Genomic DNA, 19064 nt, shown 5'->3' with positions numbered 1-19064 from the left:
GTACCATCATTCAGCGCCTGGCCTGCACGTCGTCAATGAGCTGCACCGCTCTGTGCAGGCTGGTGTGATCGCGATAGACCCGCGCCAGCGCACGGCGAGCGACCTGCTCTCGCCCTGCCTGGTCGTCCACCCAATGCTCGAAGGCCTCGCGCATCGCGTGCGGCCGGCGCGGCACGGCAACGAGTTCGTCCGCATCGAAATGCTGCCGGGTCAAGGGGCTGAGTTCGGTGATCTGGAAGGTCGCGCTGGCCGCTGCGGCATAGACGCGCTGCGTCAGGTCCCCGGCAGATTCGAGCAGCGGGGCGACCAGCGGTGCCAGCGACACGCGGGCCATCGCCTGGCAGCGGGCATGCGCCTCGACCGGCAAGCGTGGCATGCCAAAGCCCCAGGTCTCGCGTTCGCCAAACAGGCCGCGGTGCCGAGAGAGGATGTCGCGCATCGTGTGCCACACGGCCCGGATGCGCTCCGGATTGGCCACCGACAGATGCGCATGATCGAACTCACGGGCCACGCCATGCGGCCGGTCGCGAAACGGGCTGGCCGACTGCGGCAGCCACACAAAAGGTTTGCCCAGCGCCAGCCACGCGCCAACCGTGCGCTGCATGAACGGCTCGGCATGCAGCGACAGCAGCATGTCCGCACCCGCGCCGCTGGCCGTGCGCTCGATGCGCTGTGCCTCCGCCAAGGTCAAGGGCGCAAGCGATGCCGCCACGTCGCGCGCGGGGATCAGCAAGCGTGTGCAGCGCGAGGGGCGGTCCAGCCCGACCGCCTGCAGCCGCATGTGCAGGCGGTGGGTGTCCAGGCCCAGCATCAAGGTGGGCTGGAAGTCACGGACCAGCGCCGGCGTCAGGCCTTGTTCATCGTCGAGGCGCAGCACGGCCACGCCGATGTGCTGCATCGCGCAGCGCAAGTCCTCGAACCACACCCACCCGGCGGGGGATGGCGGTGTCACCAGCAGCGCACGTTCGCCGCAGGCAGCGCGGACCTGGCTGAAGCGGGCCAGCGTTTGCGCGCAAAGCTCGGTGCCCCGCAGCTGCAGCGCCGCGTCCGGTTGTTCAGTTGGCCGCCGCCTGCCGCGAAGCCGGCCGGCGACGAGACAGGCCTGCACATGGCAACGCATGAGGCGGTCCTGCACCCGGTCGCGCCCTTGTTGCCATCCCATCTTCTTGCGTGCCTCTTCAACCGTTTTCACCGCGCTCCACCAGTTTCACTATGCCATTGCCGGCGCAGGTCCGGCCGGTGTTTCGCTCCACGACCGGGACCAGGATCCAATGTCCGCACCCTTCTCCACCGTTGACGCTGCCCGCAGCGCGGCAGACTCGGCAGCGCCACTCGACGTGAGCGCCCTGGCTCGCAGCACCGGCACGCCAGCGCCGGCACGCGACTGGCATCCCTGGCGGGTCGTGCGCAGGCTGTGGCAACTGTTTGCCACGCGGCCGATGGCCTTGCTCGGCGGGCTGACGGCGGCCTTGTTGCGGGCGGGTCTGCTGGTGGGGGTGTCGATCGCGATTGGCAAGGTCGTGGGTGGTGGCCCGGCCTCGGCCTGGGCGGCGATGGCCGCCGCCACGGGCCTGCTGGCTGCGGCGGCGCTGGGCTACTTCGGGCAGCGCATGGTCATCGATGCCGTGCAGGACGGGTTGACGCGCTTGCGCGAACAACTGGTGGACAAGCTGCTCGCATTGCCGGGCGACACCGTGCGGCAACAAGGCGCCGAGCGTTTTGTGCTCGCGATGACGCGGGATGGCGAGTTGCTCAACCAGATGGCCAGGGCCTGTTTTGGCGGCCTGCTGCCGGGAATTGTGCTGGTGCTGCTGTGCCTGGGCGGCATCGCGGTGATGCTGCCCGCGCTGACGGCGCCGCTGCTCGTCGCGCTGGCCCTGCTGTGGCTGGTGCGCCGGCGTCTCTCTCATCGCCTGGCTGGCCAGATGGCCTTGGCACACGAGGCCATCGACCAGTTGTACGAGCAACTGGGCGGCACCGTGCTGCGCCATGAACTCGCCGTCAGCCACGCAAACGAGCTTCACGAGCAGCAGGCGAGCCGCGCGAAGGTCGCCCACACCCACGCGCTGGCGCGTGAGCTGGCGAGAACCCAGACCTGGGTGACCGAGCTCGACGCGCTGGTGCTGGGCCTGGCTCTGCTGGGCCTGGTGGCCTGGTTGGCCCTGGCCGGCGGGCCGGCGGTGTCTGGCCCGAGCCTGGCTTCGGTGCTGTTCCTGCTGCTGGCCCTGCGCGGCGCCTTGCAGGGCGCGCTGCGCGCCCTGCAGGAAATGGCGCAGGGTGTGCCGGCGCTGGCCAGCATCGAGCGCCTGCTGGCCATGCAGGCTGCGCCGGCACATCATGGGCGGGTGCCGCCAACGCACTGGCGCGTGACGCTGGAAGGCGTGAGTCGCCATGTGGACGCGCGCAGCCTGGTTCGCGACCTCGATCTCGCACTGGAGCCGGGCCGCATCACCGTGCTGACTGGGGCGAACGGCGCCGGGAAAACCACCCTGCTGCGCTTGCTGCTGGGCCTGACCGAAGCCGGGCACGGCAGACTTCGCGTCGACGGCGTGCCCTGGGCGCAGATCGACCGCTCAGCCTTCCGGCGCGGCGTGGGCTACCTGCCGCAAAACCCGGTGCTGTTCGCCGGCAGCGTGTACGACAACCTGGCCTATGCCGTGGCCGATGCCACGCCGCAAGCCGTGCAGCGCATGGCAACAGCCGTGGGCATGGGGCCGCGGCTGGCAGCCTGGCCGGAAGGTCTGGCGGCCAGGCTGGGCTCAGGCGGCAGCCCGCTGTCCGGCGGCGAGCGCCAGCGCATCGCGCTCGCCAGGGTCTTGCTGCGCAGGCCGCGCATGCTGATCCTGGACGAGCCGACCAATCACCTCGACGGCCCCGGCACGCAGGCCTTGATAGCCCTGCTGCGGCAGGCGCCTGGCAAACCCGTGGTGCTCGTCATCACGCATGACCCCGGTTTCATCGCCCAGGCCGATCAGACGCTGGAACTGGTCGATGGGCGGCTGCAGGCGCGTCTTTGAGCGCGTCTGTCAAGCTGTGTCGTCCGCGCGCACGGCTCGGCGGCCTTGGGCCGCCACCCGTGATACCGTGCATCGCCCCACCCGCCAGCGCCACCTTGTTCGTGGTGCACTCGCCGCTTCATGTTCCTCCGCATGCCCAGCCTCGCGTGGCCTGCCCTGATTGCAGGGGCAGGCGCGCTGGCCTGTACGACGGCGACCGCGCAGAGCGGTTCCGCGGGGCTTGAGACCAGTTGGCGCGTCGGCGCCAGTTCGCGCTGGCTGGTGCGCGGCATTCCGCTGAGCCGCGACGGCACTGCCGTGGGCTTTGCCGGGGTGGACCTCTACGCGCCGCAAGGCTGGTCCCTCGGGGCGCTCTATGGCCGGCTGGAGACCCAGGCGCATGAATCCGCAGGCGCAGTCGGCCTGCGCGCGGCAAAGGAGTGGACGCTGGATGGCCGATGGGCCGTCACCGCCCAGCTGCGCCACAACAGCTACCCCGGCGCGCCCTCGCTGCAGCGCTGGTGCTACAACGAGGCCGGCCTGAGCCTGGCCGATGCCGACCGCTGGGTGCTGAGCTGGTCCGCCGAGACCCGGCGCGGGCCTGGCTGCAACCAGCACCAGGGCCCGGCGGTAGTCAGCCGATCGCTGGAACTCAACGCCAGCTGGCCGCTGGCGGGTGGCTGGCACCTGGGCGGCGGCGCGGGCTGGCGGCTCTACGGCGGCGGGGACGGCTACCTGTTCGGCCAGGCCGGTGCCGGCTGGCAGCAGGACCACCTGGCCCTGCAACTCGACCGCGTGATGGTCGACCCAGCCGCCCGCCCGCTCTACGGTGTCTCGACAAACAACAGCTGGGTGGCCAGCCTGGTCTGGAGTTTCTGACTTTATTTCGCCGGCATGCAACCATTTGCGGCCAAGCCCGGTACAGACGGACGTCCAGCGCTCGCCTTCCGTCACGGCCCCCGTCATGTTCCTCCTGCCTTCGCTTCGCCGCCGCCCTGCATCGGCCTCGGTCGCCTCGCCCGACCAGGGCTGGCTGCGGCGCATTGCCGAGACACAGGATCGTGAGGCGCTGACCGCGCTCTACCGCGAATACCAGCCGCGCCTGGTGCGCTTCCTCGGCCGGGTGACCCGCCACGAGGCCTTGATCGAGGAGGTCATCAACGACACGCTGTGGATCGTCTGGCAGAAGGCCGGCGATTACCGCGGCGAAGCCCGTGTGTCCACCTGGATCCTCGGCATTGCCTACCGCGTGGCGATGAAGGCCTTGCGCGACCAGGACGATCCCTGCTGGCACGGCAGCGACGACGATCTCGAAGCCCTGGCCGGCCAGCAGGACCCCCACGCCACCCACGAGGTGCGCGACTGGCTGGCCAAAGGCCTGGCGCGCCTGCCGGCGGACCAGCGCCTGACGGTGGAGCTGGTCTACGGCCAGGGCCACACGCTGGAGGAAACCGCAGCCATCATGGAATGCCCGGTCGGCACCGCCAAGGCGCGGCTGTTCCACGCCCGGGTGAGACTGCGCAACCTGTTGCCCGACCTGGCCGGCGAAACCGGCCTGGCGCGCAGCGAAGGAACCCAAGATGAATCCCGCTGAAATGCAGCGCCACCAGGCCACCTGGGCCCTGCTGCCCTGGCTGGCCAATGGCGGCGCCACGCCCGCGCAGCGCCGCCAGGCCGAAGCCCACCTGGCCACCTGCGCCGACTGCCGCGAGGCCCTGCGCCACGAGCAGCAACTGGTCACCGAAATGGCCGAGCCTGCCACGCCAGGCCCCGACCTGGAACAGGGCCTGGCCAAGCTGATGCGCCGCCTGGATGGCGCGAACCTGGGGGCCACGCGCCCGGCTGTCGCAGCCCTCCCCCGGCAGGGCTGGATGGGCGGCTGGGTTGGCGGTTGGGCGGCGGCAGCCCAAACCGGCTTGCGCGTGCCACTGGCCACCGTGGCCCTGGTCGGTGGCCTGCAACTGGTGCTGACGCTTGGCGTGGTCGCCTGGTGGTGGCAGGGCCAGGCCGCCACGGCAACGCCGGCCTACCAGACCCTGACCGACGCACCTGCCGGCACCGGTGCATCGCGCGGCGTGCTGCGCGTGGTGTTCCAGGGCGAGCGCCGCGTCGATGAAGTGCAGGCCTTGCTGCTGCAGCGCGGCCTGGTGGTGCTCGCGGGCCCCACCGAAGCCGGCGTGTTCACGCTGGGCTGGGCCCAAGGCGCGGGCCAGCGCGATGCGGACGGCCTCGCAGCCGAGTTGCGCCACCTGCCGGCCGTGGCGTTCGCCGAGTCCACCGGGCCGGCGCGGTGATGGCCAGATGACGGGCTTTCGAGCTTGGCTGCACGGCGCCTGGCTGGGCACCGTGCTGGCGCTGCAGGTAGGCTGCGCTGCGCCCGGCACCGGCGAGCCCGCGGCAGCGCCGCCCCTCGTCGGCGGCGCCCCGGCGGGTGACGGCAGCCAGGTCATCGTGGTGGCGGTCCAGAACCCGATGGAGGCCTTGCCCACCAGCGCCGGCTCCACGCCTGGCCTCTATTCACGCAAGCCGCAGTACGCCACTGGCGTTCGGGCCGAGCAGCTGATGGCCGAGGTCGCGCAAGCCCACCGGCTGCAGCCGCTGGCGGCCTGGCCCATCCGCGTGCTGGGCCTGCACTGCGCCACGCTGCGCGTGCCCGATGGCGTCTCGCGCGAGGCCGTGCTGGCCGCCCTGGCCCAGGACCCGCGCGTGGCGCTGGCCCAGCCGCTGCAGCAGTTCGAGACGCTGGCGCAGGCCTCATCCCCGGCGTCCCCGGCGGACCTGCCCCCCGCTGCCGCATCCGCAACGCCACGCCAGGCGCTCGCCGCCGCCAGCGCCTACAACGACCCCTACCTGCCGCTGCAGCGCGGCGTGCTCGCGCTGGGCGTGCCGCAGGCCCACCGCTGCGCACGCGGCGACGGCGTGCGCGTGGCAGTCATCGACACCGGCGTGGACACCGCGCACCAGGACCTGGGCAGCGCCACACCGGAGACCGCTAACTTCGTTGACCACGACAGTGCCCAGTTCCGACGCGATCGCCACGGCACCGAAGTGGCCGGGCTGATCGCCGCGCAGCCGGGCAACGGCATCGGCATCGTCGGCATCGCGCCCGGCGCGCGGCTCACGGCGCTCAAGGCCTGCTGGGAGCTGCCCGACGGCCGCGCCACCTGCAATTCCTTCACCCTCTCGCAAGCGCTGGCTGCCGCGCTGGACGGCGGCGCGCAGGTCATCAACCTCAGCCTGGGCGGCCCGCCGGACGGGCTGCTGGCGCGGCTGCTGCGCCAGGCCATCGCGCGCGGCGTGGTGGTGGTGGGCGCGCTGCCGCCGGCTGGCTCGCGCGAAGGCTTTCCGCTCAACGTGCACGGCGTGATCGCGGTGCAGGACGCCACCGCCGACCCCTTCGGCACCGCAGCCCTGGCGGCCCCCGGCCGCGAGGTGCTGACGCTCACGCCTGGCGGGCGCTACGACTTCGCCTCCGGCACCTCGATGGCCGCGTCCCATGTCAGCGGCATTGCCGCGCTGCTGCTGCAGCACCAGCCGCAGCTCGACGGACCGCGCATCGAAAAGCTGCTGCGCGAGCAGGCACCCTCGGCCACCGAGGTCAACGCCTGCCGCGTGCTGGAAGCGCAAAGCCCCAGCTGCCACTGCAGTACCGCACGCTGAATGCGCGCGGCGCGGCATCCCGCGCAGACACCTTTTCTCACCAACATCGCACGCGGCCTTCAACCATTTGGGCCGCCGACGGCACCTACGCGCAGACCCGCTGCGCAGCAAGCGCAGCAGCCCTGCTTCCTGCGCTTCAAGGAGCCACCGATGAGCTTTGTTCGCCGCCCGCCTTTCCACGATTCCACGCGCCGTGAATGGCTTGCGCAGAGTGCCACGGCAGCACTGGCACTGGGCGGCCTGGGCTGGTCCGGCCTCGCGGCCGCGCTGGTACCTGGCGATGCGCTGCCGGTGCAGAGCGCGCCCGGTGCCGCCGGCCAGCCCGGCGTGCCGCTGTTCGACGGCAAGGCCCGCGCGACCTACATCGACTTCTGGGCCTCCTGGTGCGGCCCCTGCCGCCAGTCATTCCCATGGATGAACCGCATGCAGGCCAAGTTCGGACCGCAGGGGCTGCGCATCGTCGCGGTGAACCTGGACAAGCAGACCGCCGACGCGCAGCGCTTCCTGGCCGAGCTGCCGGCGCAGTTCACGCTGGCCTTCGACCCCTCGGCGGACACCGCGCGCCGCTTCGGCGTCAAGGCCATGCCCAGCTCGGTATTGCTGGGCGCCGACGGCAAGGTGCTGGCCACGCATGCCGGCTTCCGGGAGGACGACATGGCCCCGCTGGAAGCCCGCCTCGCCGCTGCCCTAGGGGCTTGAGAGCGCCCCCAAGGCCGGGCTGCGCCCAGCCCGCCCCCCGCGGGGCGACAAGGAAACTTGGAACGACCCGGCGTTTCCTTGAGTGACCTCTTTTTGACGACCTACTGCAATCGACACGATGAACCCTCCACTTCGCACCGGCCTGCTGGCGAGCCTGCTGCTCGCCACGGCCACGCTCGGCGGCTGCGCCGGCTGGCAGGCGCCCCAGGCCTGGGAAAAGGGCGCGCTCGCCCGTCCGGAAATGACCATGGCCGGCGACCCGCTGGGCGATCGCTTCGACCAGCACATCTACACCAGCAAGGAAAACGCCTCGGGCGGCTACGGCGTGGGCGGAGGTGGCTGTGGCTGCAACTGACGCGACAACCGGAGCGACAACGGCAGCAAGCCCGCGTCCCGTTCCTTCATCGGGCCCCGTCCTGGGCGGCGTGCTGGCCGCTGCGCTGCTGCTGCCCGGCATCGTGGCCCCGGCCATGGCCGAAACCGCGCCCGAGCAGGGTGTCATCGCGATCAAGCAGCTGTCCTACCAGGACTGGCAGCCCGGCCTGCAGCGGGTGCATGTGAACGCGCCGTCGATCTACGCGCTGGCGCCGCTGGACGCGCACTGGTCGCTGGAAGGCTCGTTCGTGCGCGATGGCGTGTCCGGCGCCTCGCCGCGCCACCACAGCGCCATCTCCAGTGCCTCGCACATGGACGACCAGCGCCATGCCGGCGACCTGAAGCTCACGCACTACGACGACCGCCAGGCCTGGGCCATCGGCGGCGCCTGGTCCAACGAGCACGACTACAAGTCGCGCACGCTCTCGGCCGAATGGCGGCTCTCCAGCGAGGACAACAACCGCACCTGGAACATCGGCCTGGCACGCAGCAACGACAGCATCGGCTCCAGCGACGACGACACGCTGCACGAGCACCGCGGCACCTGGCAGCTGCTCGCCGGCGTGACGCAGGCCGTCTCGGCGCTGGACCTGGTGCAGCTCAACCTCGGTGCCAACTGGGGCCGCGGATATTTCTCGGACCCGTACAAGTTCCCCGACATCCGGCCGCGCTCGCGCAACCAGTACACCGCGCTGCTGCGCTGGAACCACCACATCGAACCGCTGCAGGCCACGCTGCGCACCAGCTGGCGCTTCTACGACGACAGCTTCGGCGTGCGCGCCCACACGCTGGAAGCCGCCTGGGTGCAGCCGCTGGGCGAGCGCTGGAGCGTCACGCCCACGCTGCGCTACACCACGCAGAGTGCCGCCAGGTTCTACAAGGATCCGGTGTATGACCCGGTGCTCGGCGAGCCCTTCCCACCGGGCTTCGACGGCCAGCACCCCACCTCGGCCGACCAGCGGCTCTCGGCCTTCGGCGCGTTGACCGGCGGGCTGCGCGTGGACTGGCGCGTGGACGCGCAATGGAAGCTGGACCTCAACTACGAGCGCTACGAGCAGCGCTCTGGCTGGCGTGCCGGTGGCAATGGGTCGCCCGGCCTGGCGACCTTCTCGGCACGCTGGTGGCAGTTCGGCCTCTCGCGCAGTTTTTAAGCGACCGAGGCCACCCCCCATGCTGCAGACCTGGCACGAACCCGCCGACGGCTGGCATCTCGCCTTCGAGGCCATGGCCTCGCGTTGCGAGATCGTGCTGGGCAGCGCCGGCACACCGGCCGGGCCCTCGCTGCGCCAAGCCGGCGAGGCGGCGATGGCCGAGGTCCGGCGCATCGAGGCCAAGTATTCGCGCTACCGGGCCGACAGCGTGGTCTCGCGCATCAACGCCGCCGCCGGCAGCGGCCAGGCTGTGCCCATCGACGAAGAAACCGCCGGGCTGCTGGCCTTCGGCGACCAGTTGCACCGACTGAGCGAGGGCCGCTTCGACCTCACCAGCGGCGTGCTGCGCCGGGCCTGGGACTTCCGCGCCGCACGCGAGCCCAGTGCGGTGCAGCTGGCCGAGGTGCTGCCGCTGATCGGCTGGCCGCGCGTGCAATGGGGCCTGCATGATGTGCTGCTGCCGCAGGCCGGCATGGAACTGGACTTCGGCGGCATCGGCAAGGAATACGCCGCGGACCGGGCGCAGGCCGTGCTCGCGCAGGCCGGGCTGCGGCACGGCTTCGTGAACCTGGGCGGCGACCTGCGCGTGCTGGGCCCGCGCGCCGACGGCCGGCCCTGGGCCTTCGGCATCCAGCATCCGCGCGAACCCGGCGCGGTGTGCGCCACGCTGCAGCTGCGCGACGGTGCGCTGGCCACCAGCGGCGACTATGAACGCTTCTTCGTCACCCCCGACGGCCGCCGCTGCTGCCATGTGCTGGACCCGCGCAGCGGCCAGCCGGTCACGCATTGGCAGTCCATCAGCGTGGCCGCGCCGGTGTGCGCCGCCGCCGGTGCGCTCAGCACGCTGGCCATGCTGATGGGCGCTGCGGGCGCTGACTTCCTGCGCCAGCAAGGCGTGGCCTTCCTGGCCATCGACGCGCAAGGCCAGGCCCACGCACACGAGCCCGCCTGGCCACCTTCTTCCGACGCAGCGCCCGCACTGCCGGCCGAACCCCCTTCGCTCTTCCACTTCACCGCACCTCCCACACCATGAGCCTCCTCTCCTCCTTCCGGCCCTGGCGGGCTTTTGTGGCCGCCCTGGCTGCAGTGGCCCTGGCCGCTGCAGCCGGCCTGCCTGCGGCCTGGGCCGCAGGTGCCGAACCCGCAGCCTCATCAGCCCCTGCAGGCGACAGCTTCCTCGACCCCGCAGACGCCTTCCGTCCGCAGGTCGCGGTGGACGGCCAGGCCGTGCAGGTGACCCTGCAGGTCGCCCCTGGCTACCACCTCTACCGCGAGCGCTTCTCGCTGCAGGCCGAGGGCGGCGCGGCGCTGCCGGCGGCCACGCTGCCGCCCGGCCGCTCGTACTTCGACACCAACTTCAACCAGACCATGACGCTGTGGGAAGGCACGGTGCAGGTCCGCCAGCCGCTGCCGGCCGGCGAGCTGCCGCCTGCGCTGGCGATGAGCTACCAGGGCTGCGCCGACCGCGGCCTGTGCTACCCGCCGCAGCAGGGCACGGTGCACCTCTCGCGGGACGCGGGCGGTGCGCTGCAGGCCCGTTGGGAGCCGGCGGCCGACCTGTTCGGTACGCCACCGGCCGGTGACGCTGCGAAGGAAGCAGCACCAGCCGTGGCCACCGCAGCTGCAGCCGCACCAGCGGCGGACGACGCCGGCAACACGCTGGCGCTGTCCTCGGGCAGCCTGCTGAAGGTGGTGCCACTGTTCCTGCTGGGCGGACTGCTGCTGTCCTTCACGCCCTGCGTGCTGCCCATGGTGCCCATCCTGTCGTCCATCATCGTCGGCCAGGGCGCGCCGGTGTCGCGCTCGCGCGGCTTCACGCTGGCGCTGGCCTATTCGCTGGGCATGGCGCTGGTCTACACCGCCGCGGGCGTGGCCGCCGGCCTGCTCGGCTCCGGCTTTGCCGCAGCGTTGCAGAACCCCTGGGTGCTGGGCAGCTTCGCGCTGTTGCTGTCCGGGCTGTCGCTGTCGATGTTCGGCATGTTCGAGCTGCAGATGCCGTCCTTCATCCAGGCACGGGTGAACAATGCTTCCAACCAGCTGGGCGGCGGCCGCCACCTGGCGGTGTTCGGCATGGGCGGGCTCTCGGCGCTGCTGGTCGGGCCCTGCGTGGCCGCACCGTTGGCCGGCGCGCTGGTCTACATCAGCCAGACGCGTGACGTGTTGCTGGGCGGCGCTGCGCTGTTCGCGCTGGCCACGGGCATGAGCGTGCCACTGCTGCTGCTGGGCCTGTCGGCCGGCAGCCTGCTGCCGCGCGCCGGCCGCTGGATGGAGCAGGTCAAGACCTTCTTCGGCCTGATGCTGCTGGCCACCGCGCTGTGGCTCGTCTCGCCGGTGCTGCCGGCCGGCGTGACGATGTTCGTGCTGGGCGCGGGCGTGATGGTCGCGCTGATGGCGCTGGGCACCTTCAACACCGGCCGCTGGCCGCTGTGGCGCGGCATTGGCGGCGTGGCGGCGCTGTGGAGCATCGCGCTGATGGCCGGCGCGCTGTCCGGCGGCGAGAGCGTGCTGCAGCCTCTGCGCCACCTGGCGCGCAACGGCGCTGGCGTGGCCGGAGCCACCACCACCGCTGCGGCGGACACGCCCAGCTTCCGCCGCATCACCTCGCTGCAGCAGCTGGACGAAGCGCTGCGCACGGCCGGCAAACCGGTGATGGTGGACGTCTATGCGGACTGGTGCGTCTCGTGCAAGGAAATGGAGCACCTGACCTTCCGCCACGCCAGCATCCAGCCGCGGTTGTCTCGCGCCCTGCTGCTGCAGGCCGACGTGACAGACAACACACCCGAAGCCAAGGCGCTGATGAAGCGCTTCAGCCTGTTCGGCCCGCCGGCCGTGCTGTTCTTCGACCCGCGCGGCACCGAGCTGGCCAGCGCCCGCACCATCGGCTTCGAGCCGGCCGAGGCCTTCGCCCGCCGGCTGGATGCCGCCCAGCTGTGACCCCGTTTGACTCGCACCATGAGCGCCCGATGAGCATTCCCACCACCCACGCCCAGGTCCTGATTCTTGGCTCCGGCCCAGCCGGCTACTCGGCCGCGATCTACGCTGCGCGCGCCAACCTCAAGCCGCTGCTGGTCACCGGCATGGCCCAGGGCGGTCAGCTGATGACCACCACCGAGGTCGACAACTGGCCGGCCGACGTGATGGGCGTGCAGGGCCCCGAGCTGATGCAGCGCTTCCTCGAACACGCCGAGCGCTTCCAGACGCAGATCGTGTTCGACCACATCCACACCGCCGACTTCAGCGAACGGCCTTTCAAGCTCAAGGGCGACTCCGGCAACTACACCTGCGATTCGCTGGTGATCGCCACCGGCGCCTCGGCCAAGTACCTGGGCCTGGATTCGGAGAAGGCCTTCATGGGCCGCGGCGTGAGCGGCTGCGCCACTTGCGACGGTTTCTTCTACCGCAATGACGAAGTGGCCGTGGTCGGCGGCGGCAACACCGCGGTCGAGGAAGCGCTGTACCTGAGCAACATCGCCAGCACGGTGCATCTGGTGCACCGGCGCGACAAGTTCCGCGCCGAGGCCATCATGATCGACAAGCTGCACGAGAAGGTCGCGCAGGGCAAGATCAAGCTGCACCTGCACCAGACGCTGGACGAAGTGCTGGGCGACCAGAGCGGCGTGACCGGCGTGCGGCTGAAGAAGGTGGACGGCAGCGAGACGCAGGACATCGCGCTCAAGGGCTGCTTCATCGCCATCGGCCACCACCCGAACACCGACATCTTCCGCGGCCAGCTGGAGATGAAGGACGGCTACATCGTCACCAAGAGCGGCCAGAACGGCTTTGCGACGATGACCAGCGTGCCGGGCGTGTTCGCAGCCGGCGACGTGCAGGATCACGTCTACCGCCAGGCCATCACCTCGGCGGGCACCGGCTGCATGGCTGCGCTGGATGCGCAGCGCTTCCTGGAGCAGCAGGCCTCCTGACGCGGGCCGACGCACCCGGCCTCCTGGGCAGAGGCGTTCGGACGGCTTGCTAGCGTTTGCCTAACGGTGGCCCGCGACGATGCGCCAGCTCGTCGCCAACCGCCCTGCCCGGGACTCCTTTCGCGGCGGCGAGCAGTTGTTCTGCTCGTTCATCCCTGGAGGAATTCCCATGTCCAAGACCCTGCGCGCACCCACTGCACACGCCGCCCTCGCCCTCACGCTGGCCCTGATCGCCGGCGGGGCCCATGCCCAGGTCGCCGGCACCTATGCCGGCACCACATCCGACGGGCTCAGCATTGAAATCACGCTGGTCAACAGCGAGACCGACGGCCTCGTCTTCACCGGCAGCTCCACCCAGTGGAACGAGACCTGCAAGACCGGTGACGTCAAGTTCGCATGGTGGGGCATTGGCGCCTACCTGCCGGTGACCGCCAAGAAGCTGTCCAGCGAGTACAAGGGCCAGTCGCTTTACCAGACGCTGACGATGAAGTTCGACGTCTCCGGCACCACGGTCACCGGCACGGTCAAGGCCGGCGAGGCCACCTACGTGGACGTCAACAGCTCGATCAAGCAGACGGAGCCCTGCAACTCAGGCCTGGTGACCTACACCGCCACGCTGCAGAGCCCGCTGATGGCCGCGCGCCACCACGGCCTGCCGGCAGGCAGCGTGCAAGCGTTCACGCGCTGACACCCACCGCCGGCAGCCGGCCTGGCGGCGAGCGACAGTTCAGCCCCTCGCGGGGCGGCTTTCCGCCGGGACCAGGTGCAGGAACAGCGACTCTGCACCACGCAGCACGCGCACCACGCAAACCTTGCCAATGCGCGAGCCGTCCAGCAGGCGTTGGAGATCGTCCACGGTGGCAGCCGGCAGGCCATCGATCCCCAGCAGCAGGTCATCTGGCTTGACGCCACCGGCCTCGGCCGGCGAGTCGGGCTGCACCTCCGACACGCGCACCGCGCTCGCGTGGGCCACACCCAGGTAACGCGCCACGCGCCTGGACAGCGGCTCGGTGGTGCCGGACAGGCCGATGTAGGCCCTGCGCACGCGACCCTGCGCCAGCAGCTGCGGCACGACCCACTTGGCCGAATTCACCGCCACCGCGAAGCTGAGCGACTGCGCGCCCCGGATGATCGCGGTGTTGACGCCGATCACGCGGCCGTGCGAATCCAGCAGCGGCCCGCCCGAGTTGCCGGGATTCAGCGCAGCATCGGTCTGCACGATGTTGTCCATCATCCGGCCGGTGGCCGAGCGCAGCGTTCGCCCGAGCGCGGAGACGATGCCGCTGGTCACGCTGTGCGTGAAGCCCAGCGGGCTGCCAATGGCGATCGCCACCTGCCCGACACGCAACTTCGAAGAGTCCCCCAGCTCAAGGTGAGGCAGGAAACGACTGGAGCCGATGCGCAGCACCGCGAGGTCCGAATCCGGATCGTCGCCCACCAGTTCGGCCTGGCCGCGCGTGCCGTCGGGCCGTGACACCTCCAGCGCCACGGCACCCCGCACCACGTGGCTGTTGGTCAGCACGTAACCGTCCGGCGTGAACACGAAACCGGACCCGCTGCCTTGCTGCTGCCGGCCTGACACGGCCACGAACACGACCGCGTCGCGCGCGCGTTCGACGGTGGCGGCCACCGTCTCCGAATACGCATCCAGGATGTCGCCATCAGGACGTCCGTCCCAGGCCTCGGTCATCTGCTCTCTCGCACCCATCGCAGCTCTCCAACAAGCCCTGCAGATGGCGCCACTGCCGAAGAACTCAAGCCCCGGCGGTGCCCTGGCAATCAGCGCTCGGGCTTGCAGTCGAAAGCCAGCGTGCGCGTCGTCTGGCCCAGTTCCTGGTTCAGCATGCCTTCGGTTCCCTGGGTCTGCCAGATCAGGCCGGCAGAGGGCGAACCCGCCAGCGCCCCCGGCAGCGCGGCATAGCGCACGCCGGAGCCGCCCGGGCCGGCACGCAACACCTCCTGCCGACCTTGCCAGGACAGCACCGCGAACGACTCGCCGCCACGCAGGTTCAGGTACGCGGCAGACAGGCGCTTGCCGGCGGCGCAGCGGTAGCTGACGCTGCTGGCGTTGAACGGCGGCGTGAAGGCACGTTCGACGATCAGCCTGCGCACGGCCTCACCCGCGGGCAGGCCGGGCTGCAGCGGGTCGTAGTGGCCCACGCCGGGCAATGGCAGCAGCTCGACCTCGTCGCCCAGCGCGCGGGCCTTGGCCTGGTAGGCCTGCGCGGCTTCCGGCAAGAGCACCGCGGCAGACACCAGGTACTGCGGCACGCGCAGCGGCAGCAGCGACTGTGGCGAGGCCTGGCGGTAGCGCAGGGGCTGGGCCTCCGGCAGGCCGCCCATCAGCGGCGCCACGGCTGGTTCGCCGCAGGCCTGCTGGTCCGGCCCGATGAAGCTGGCCAGGTCGGCCGGGCCGTCGATGTCCACCGCGGCCAGCAGCGGCAGCGGATCGGCGCCGCGGATCTCGCTGTCGGCCGGCAACTGCGCCCGGCCGGCCAGCCACAACGCAGCGTGGCCACCTGCCGAGTGGCCGACCGCAACCACGCGGCTCAGGTCCAGCGGGTGCACGTATTGCAGCTGGCGCAACTGATCCAGCGCCGCAGCCCAGTCACGGTAGGTGCCGGGCCAACCGCCACCGGCGTCGCCGCGCTGGCGGTATTCGATGTTCCAGCTGGCGATGCCAAAGCGTGTCAACTCGCTGGCCAGCGCGGCGGTGCTGCGCAGCGTCGCGAAACCGCTGGTCCAGCAGCCGCCATGGATCAACACCGCGACCGGGAACGGCCCGTCGCCAGGCGGCAACCGGAGTTCGCCGAACTGCAGCGGGCTGCTGCCATAGGCAATGACGGCCTTGGGCGGCAGCACCGGCCCGGCAGGCGGCGGCGCGGCGGGTTTGGCCGTCACGGCAACAGGCGCCGAGGCCGTTGCGGCGGCCACCTGAGTGACACGAACCGGCTTGGTGGCTGGCGCAGGCGACGCCAGCAAGTCAGGCAGGTTCAGCTCGGCACAACCGGCCAGCGCCACGGCCAATATCGCGGGCACCGGCCTGGTTTGCAAGCGCCACCGACAAGAAGGTCCACGCATCCAATCCACACATCGCTCCACGCATTGTTTGCGACATTCTCGCGTGCGGCGACAGCGTTCAGGCTGCCGTGAGGCGCTCCCGGGTGAGCATCGCGCGGTCCTGCAACCAGGGCTGGGCGGCGAAATGACGCGCAGCAAAGGCTTCGATCTGCGCTGCGTGGGCCAGCGTGGCACCCACCATGTCCAGGCCCTGCAGCAGCATGCGCTGGTGGCGCGGCGACAGCGCGAACGGGGCCTCGATGGTGCCGCAGCGCACCTGCAGCGCGGGCAGGTCGATCTGCAGCGGCAACGGGCCTTCACCTGCCGCTGCGCAGGCCAGCGCCTGGTCCAGCAAGGCCTGGCCGTGCGCCGGCGAGACCATCACCGGCAGCAGGCGGTTGTTGACCGCATTGGAATAGAAGATCTCGCCAAAGCTGGGCGCGATGACTGCGCGCACGCCGTACTGCAGCAGGCCCCACACCGCATGTTCGCGGCTGGAGCCGCAGCCGAAGTTCGGCCCGCCGATCAAGGCGTCCACACCGGCGAACGCGGGCTGGTTCAGCACGCATTCGGGCCTGGGCTGGCCGTGGGCGTCGAAGCGCAGGTCGTACAGCAGGCCCTGGGCGAGGCCGGCCTTGTCGATGCCGCGCAGAAACTGCTTGGGCATGATCTGGTCGGTGTCGAGGTTGGCCAGCGGCAGCGGCGCGGCGCGGGCAATCCACGCGGTCGTTGAGGTCTCAGGCATGTCGCGTCTCCTGTGGGGCCAGGGGTGGCCACTGCAGCGGATCGGCCAGGTTGGTGATGCGGCCGGTGATGGCGGCGGCGGCAGCCATGGCCGGGCTCATCAGGTGGGTGATGGCGCCGCGGCCCTGGCGGCCCTCGAAATTGCGGTTGGTGGTGCTGGCGCAGCGCACGCCGTCGGCCAGCACGTCGTCGTTCATCGCCAGGCACATCGAGCAGCCGGGCTGGCGCCACTCGAAGCCGGCTGCCAGCAGCTGCGCGGCAATGCCTTCGGCCTCGGCCTGCGCGCGCACCGCGCCGGAGCCCGGCACGACCATGGCACGCACGCCGGGTGCCACATGATGCGAGCCGACCGTGGCTGCGACCTCGCGCAAGTCCTCGATGCGGCCGTTGGTGCAGGAGCCGATGAACACGTGCTGCACCGGCGTACCGGCGAGCGGCGCACCCGCGGACAGCCGGGTGTAGCGCAAGGCCTGCTCGGCACTGCTGCGCGCCACGGGGTCATCGAAGTCTTGCGGGCTGGGCACGGCGGCGTGCACCGGCAAGGCCTGGTCCGGGCTGGTGCCCCAGGTCACAAAGGGCGACAGCTGGTTGGCGTCGAAGCGATGCTCGACTTCGAACACCGCGTCGGCGTCGCTGCGCAGCGTGGCCCAATGCGCCAACGCGGCTTCGCGCCACGGGCCGTCTTCGGCGAGGTCCGGCGCGTGCGCCAGCACGTAGTCCAGCGCTTTCTGGTCCGGCGCGACCAGCGCACCCCGCGCACCGGCCTCGACCGCCATGTTGCACAGTGTGAAGCGAGCCTCGATCGACAGCGCATCGATGGCTTCGCCGCAGAACTCGACCACGTAGCCGCGCGCCCCTTGCGCGCCGATGCGGGCGATGATCGCCAGCACCAGGTCCTTGGCGCCGGTACCCCGGGGCAGCCGGCCGTCGACCGTGATGCGCATGTCACCCGCCAGCCGGTAGACCAGGGTCTGCGTGGCCAGCACATGCTCGACCTCGCTGGTGCCAATGCCAAAACCCAGTGCACCGAGCGCGCCATAGGTCGTCGTGTGGCTGTCGCCGCACAGCACCACCATGCCGGGCAGGATCAACCCATGCTCGGGTGCCACCACGTGTTCGATGCCTTGCAAAGGGTCCTGCGTGTCGAACAGTGCGATGCGGTGCTGCTCGCAGTTGCGGCGCAGGTTGCGCGCCTGGAGTGCAGACGGTGGATCCAGGATCACACGTTGAGCCACTGGCGCAGCATGCGTCGGGATGATGTGGCTGACCACCGCCACATGCTGGCCCGGCATCGGGACCGGTCGCCCCTGCGCATGCAAGCCGGCAAAGGCCTGCGGGCTGGTGTATTCGTTCATCAGGTGCAGGTCGCAGAACAGCAGCACGTTCTGCTCGTCGAGCAGGTCCACGGTGTGGCTGTCCACCAGCTTGCGGTAGAGCGTGCGGCCGGTCATGCGGCCCTGCCCTGCAGGAACGGTAGGGCTGCGGCCAGCAGCGATTCAGGCGCCTCTTCTGCGATGTAGTGGCCACAGTGGAGTGCGTGGCCACGCACGTCGGTTGCCACGCGCTGCCATTCGGCCAGCGGGTAGAAGCAACGCTGGACCACGCCTTCGGCGCCCCACAAGGCGAGCAACGGCTGGGTCAGGCGACGGCCGGCATCGCGGTCGGCGCGGTCGTGCAGAAGGTCAACGCCAGCGGAAGCGCGGTAGTCTTCGCACAGGCCGTGGGCAGTGCCAGGCAGCGCCGCGGTACGCACGTACTCGGCCAGCGCGCGCGGGTCGAATGGCGCCAGGCCGGCGCTGCGGCGGCCCATCACATCGCGGATGTAGGCGGCAGGGTCGGCATTGATCAGGCGCTCGGGCAGCGGCGCGGGCTGGATCAGGAAGAACCAGTGCCAATAGGCACGGGCGAACAGCTCGCTGGTCTGCTCGTACATGGCGAGTGTGGGGGCGATGTCCAGCAGCACCAGGCGACTGACCGCATCTTCATGATCGGCTGCCAGCCGATGCGCGACCCGCGCGCCGCGGTCATGTGCCAGCACCGCGAAGCGCTCGTGGCCCAGGGACTGCATCAACCGGCGCATGTCGCGCGCCATCGTGCGCTTGCTGTAGTTGGTGTGGTCGGCCTCGCCCACGGGCTTGGACGAGTCGCCATAGCCGCGCAGGTCGGCCAGCACCAATGTGAAGTGACGCGCCAGCACCGGCGCCACGCGGTGCCAGATCGCGTGGGTCTGCGGGTGGCCATGCAGCAGCAGCAAGGGCGGGCCTTCGCCACCGCTGCGGGCGCGAATGTTCACGCCCACATCGGTCTCGATGAAGTGGGACGCAAAGCCGGGGAACAGCACTTCACCCGGGTCGGCAGACGGTGACAGATTGGCAGGCATGGGCGCATCGTAGGCCGCCCGCCAGGGAAAGTGTGATCGCCGAACGCACATCATTGATGCCTGTGGCGACAGAATG

18 protein-coding genes are annotated in these 19064 nt (G+C 70.7%); 12 read left to right on the top strand and 6 right to left on the bottom strand.

Features of this window, described 5'->3' with window-relative positions; genetic code table 11:
- Positions 1-10: 10 nt before the first annotated feature.
- Positions 11-1192, bottom strand: a complete 1182-nt coding sequence (locus AC3WR5_RS22115) for a glycosyltransferase family protein (RefSeq protein WP_492487176.1) — start codon at positions 1190-1192, stop codon at positions 11-13.
- Between the two features lie 79 nt (positions 1193-1271).
- Here AC3WR5_RS22115 and AC3WR5_RS22110 point away from each other — a divergent pair, with 79 nt between their 5' ends.
- From AC3WR5_RS22110 to AC3WR5_RS22055, 12 genes are all read left to right on the top strand, one after another.
- The gene (locus AC3WR5_RS22110) at positions 1272-3017 is read left to right on the top strand and encodes an ATP-binding cassette domain-containing protein (RefSeq protein WP_492487174.1); all 1746 of its coding nucleotides are present in this window, start codon (positions 1272-1274) and stop codon (positions 3015-3017) included.
- A gap of 132 nt (positions 3018-3149) precedes the next feature.
- On the top strand, positions 3150-3875 hold the full coding sequence (locus tag AC3WR5_RS22105) for a hypothetical protein (protein ID WP_492487173.1): 726 nt from the start codon (positions 3150-3152) through the stop codon (positions 3873-3875).
- 85 nt (positions 3876-3960) lie between these two features.
- Positions 3961-4590 (top strand): RNA polymerase sigma factor, encoded by a 630-nt coding sequence (locus tag AC3WR5_RS22100; protein ID WP_492487171.1) that lies wholly within the window; start codon positions 3961-3963, stop codon positions 4588-4590.
- Positions 4577-5290 (top strand): zf-HC2 domain-containing protein, encoded by a 714-nt coding sequence (locus tag AC3WR5_RS22095; protein WP_492487170.1) that lies wholly within the window; start codon positions 4577-4579, stop codon positions 5288-5290. Before AC3WR5_RS22100 ends, AC3WR5_RS22095 begins: the two co-directional genes overlap by 14 nt.
- A 7-nt stretch (positions 5291-5297) precedes the next feature.
- The gene (locus AC3WR5_RS22090) at positions 5298-6656 is read left to right on the top strand and encodes a S8 family peptidase (protein WP_492487168.1); all 1359 of its coding nucleotides are present in this window, start codon (positions 5298-5300) and stop codon (positions 6654-6656) included.
- A 150-nt stretch (positions 6657-6806) separates the two neighbouring features.
- Positions 6807-7355 (top strand): TlpA family protein disulfide reductase, encoded by a 549-nt coding sequence (locus AC3WR5_RS22085; RefSeq protein ID WP_492487166.1) that lies wholly within the window; start codon positions 6807-6809, stop codon positions 7353-7355.
- 118 nt (positions 7356-7473) lie between these two features.
- Positions 7474-7710: a DUF4266 domain-containing protein gene (locus tag AC3WR5_RS22080; protein ID WP_141291008.1), complete on the top strand. Its 237-nt coding sequence runs from the start codon at positions 7474-7476 to the stop codon at positions 7708-7710.
- 70 nt (positions 7711-7780) lie between these two features.
- Positions 7781-8881 carry a DUF3570 domain-containing protein gene (locus AC3WR5_RS22075; RefSeq protein WP_492487164.1) on the top strand — a complete coding sequence of 367 codons (1101 nt, stop codon included), beginning with the start codon at positions 7781-7783 and terminating at the stop codon, positions 8879-8881.
- Positions 8882-8900: 19 nt separating this feature from the next.
- Entirely contained in the window at positions 8901-9914 is a 1014-nt protein-coding gene (locus AC3WR5_RS22070) for an FAD:protein FMN transferase (RefSeq protein ID WP_492487162.1), read from the top strand.
- Positions 9911-11815: a protein-disulfide reductase DsbD gene (gene dsbD / locus AC3WR5_RS22065; RefSeq protein ID WP_492487161.1), complete on the top strand. Its 1905-nt coding sequence runs from the start codon at positions 9911-9913 to the stop codon at positions 11813-11815. Before AC3WR5_RS22070 ends, dsbD begins: the two co-directional genes overlap by 4 nt.
- Positions 11816-11844: 29 nt before the next feature.
- A complete protein-coding gene (gene trxB, locus AC3WR5_RS22060) occupies positions 11845-12804 on the top strand; it encodes a thioredoxin-disulfide reductase (protein ID WP_492487159.1) in 960 nt (319 codons plus the stop codon).
- 169 nt (positions 12805-12973) lie between these two features.
- Positions 12974-13492 (top strand): hypothetical protein, encoded by a 519-nt coding sequence (locus AC3WR5_RS22055; RefSeq protein ID WP_492487157.1) that lies wholly within the window; start codon positions 12974-12976, stop codon positions 13490-13492.
- A 39-nt stretch (positions 13493-13531) separates the two neighbouring features.
- Here the strand turns inward: AC3WR5_RS22055 and AC3WR5_RS22050 are convergent, their stop codons facing one another.
- The 5 genes from AC3WR5_RS22050 to AC3WR5_RS22030 all read right to left on the bottom strand — a co-directional run bounded on the left by AC3WR5_RS22050 (position 13532) and on the right by AC3WR5_RS22030 (position 18988).
- The gene (locus AC3WR5_RS22050; RefSeq protein ID WP_141290883.1) at positions 13532-14512 is read right to left on the bottom strand and encodes a S1C family serine protease; all 981 of its coding nucleotides are present in this window, start codon (positions 14510-14512) and stop codon (positions 13532-13534) included.
- A 71-nt stretch (positions 14513-14583) separates the two neighbouring features.
- Positions 14584-15843, bottom strand: a complete 1260-nt coding sequence (locus tag AC3WR5_RS22045) for an MliC family protein (protein ID WP_492487155.1) — start codon at positions 15841-15843, stop codon at positions 14584-14586.
- A gap of 100 nt (positions 15844-15943) precedes the next feature.
- Positions 15944-16609 (bottom strand): 3-isopropylmalate dehydratase small subunit, encoded by a 666-nt coding sequence (gene leuD / locus AC3WR5_RS22040; RefSeq protein ID WP_492487153.1) that lies wholly within the window; start codon positions 16607-16609, stop codon positions 15944-15946.
- On the bottom strand, positions 16602-18059 hold the full coding sequence (gene leuC, locus AC3WR5_RS22035) for a 3-isopropylmalate dehydratase large subunit (protein WP_492487151.1): 1458 nt from the start codon (positions 18057-18059) through the stop codon (positions 16602-16604). Before leuC ends, leuD begins: the two co-directional genes overlap by 8 nt.
- Complete coding sequence (locus AC3WR5_RS22030; protein ID WP_492487149.1) at positions 18056-18988, bottom strand: alpha/beta fold hydrolase; 933 nt, start codon at positions 18986-18988, stop codon at positions 18056-18058. The genes leuC and AC3WR5_RS22030 overlap by 4 nt, the downstream gene beginning before the upstream one ends.
- Positions 18989-19064: the final 76 nt, after the last annotated feature.

The organism is Ideonella sp. FW305-24 (assembly GCF_058788035.1).
Note: the sequence above shows the minus strand (reverse complement) of the source record. Positions and strands in the feature narration are given on the sequence as shown.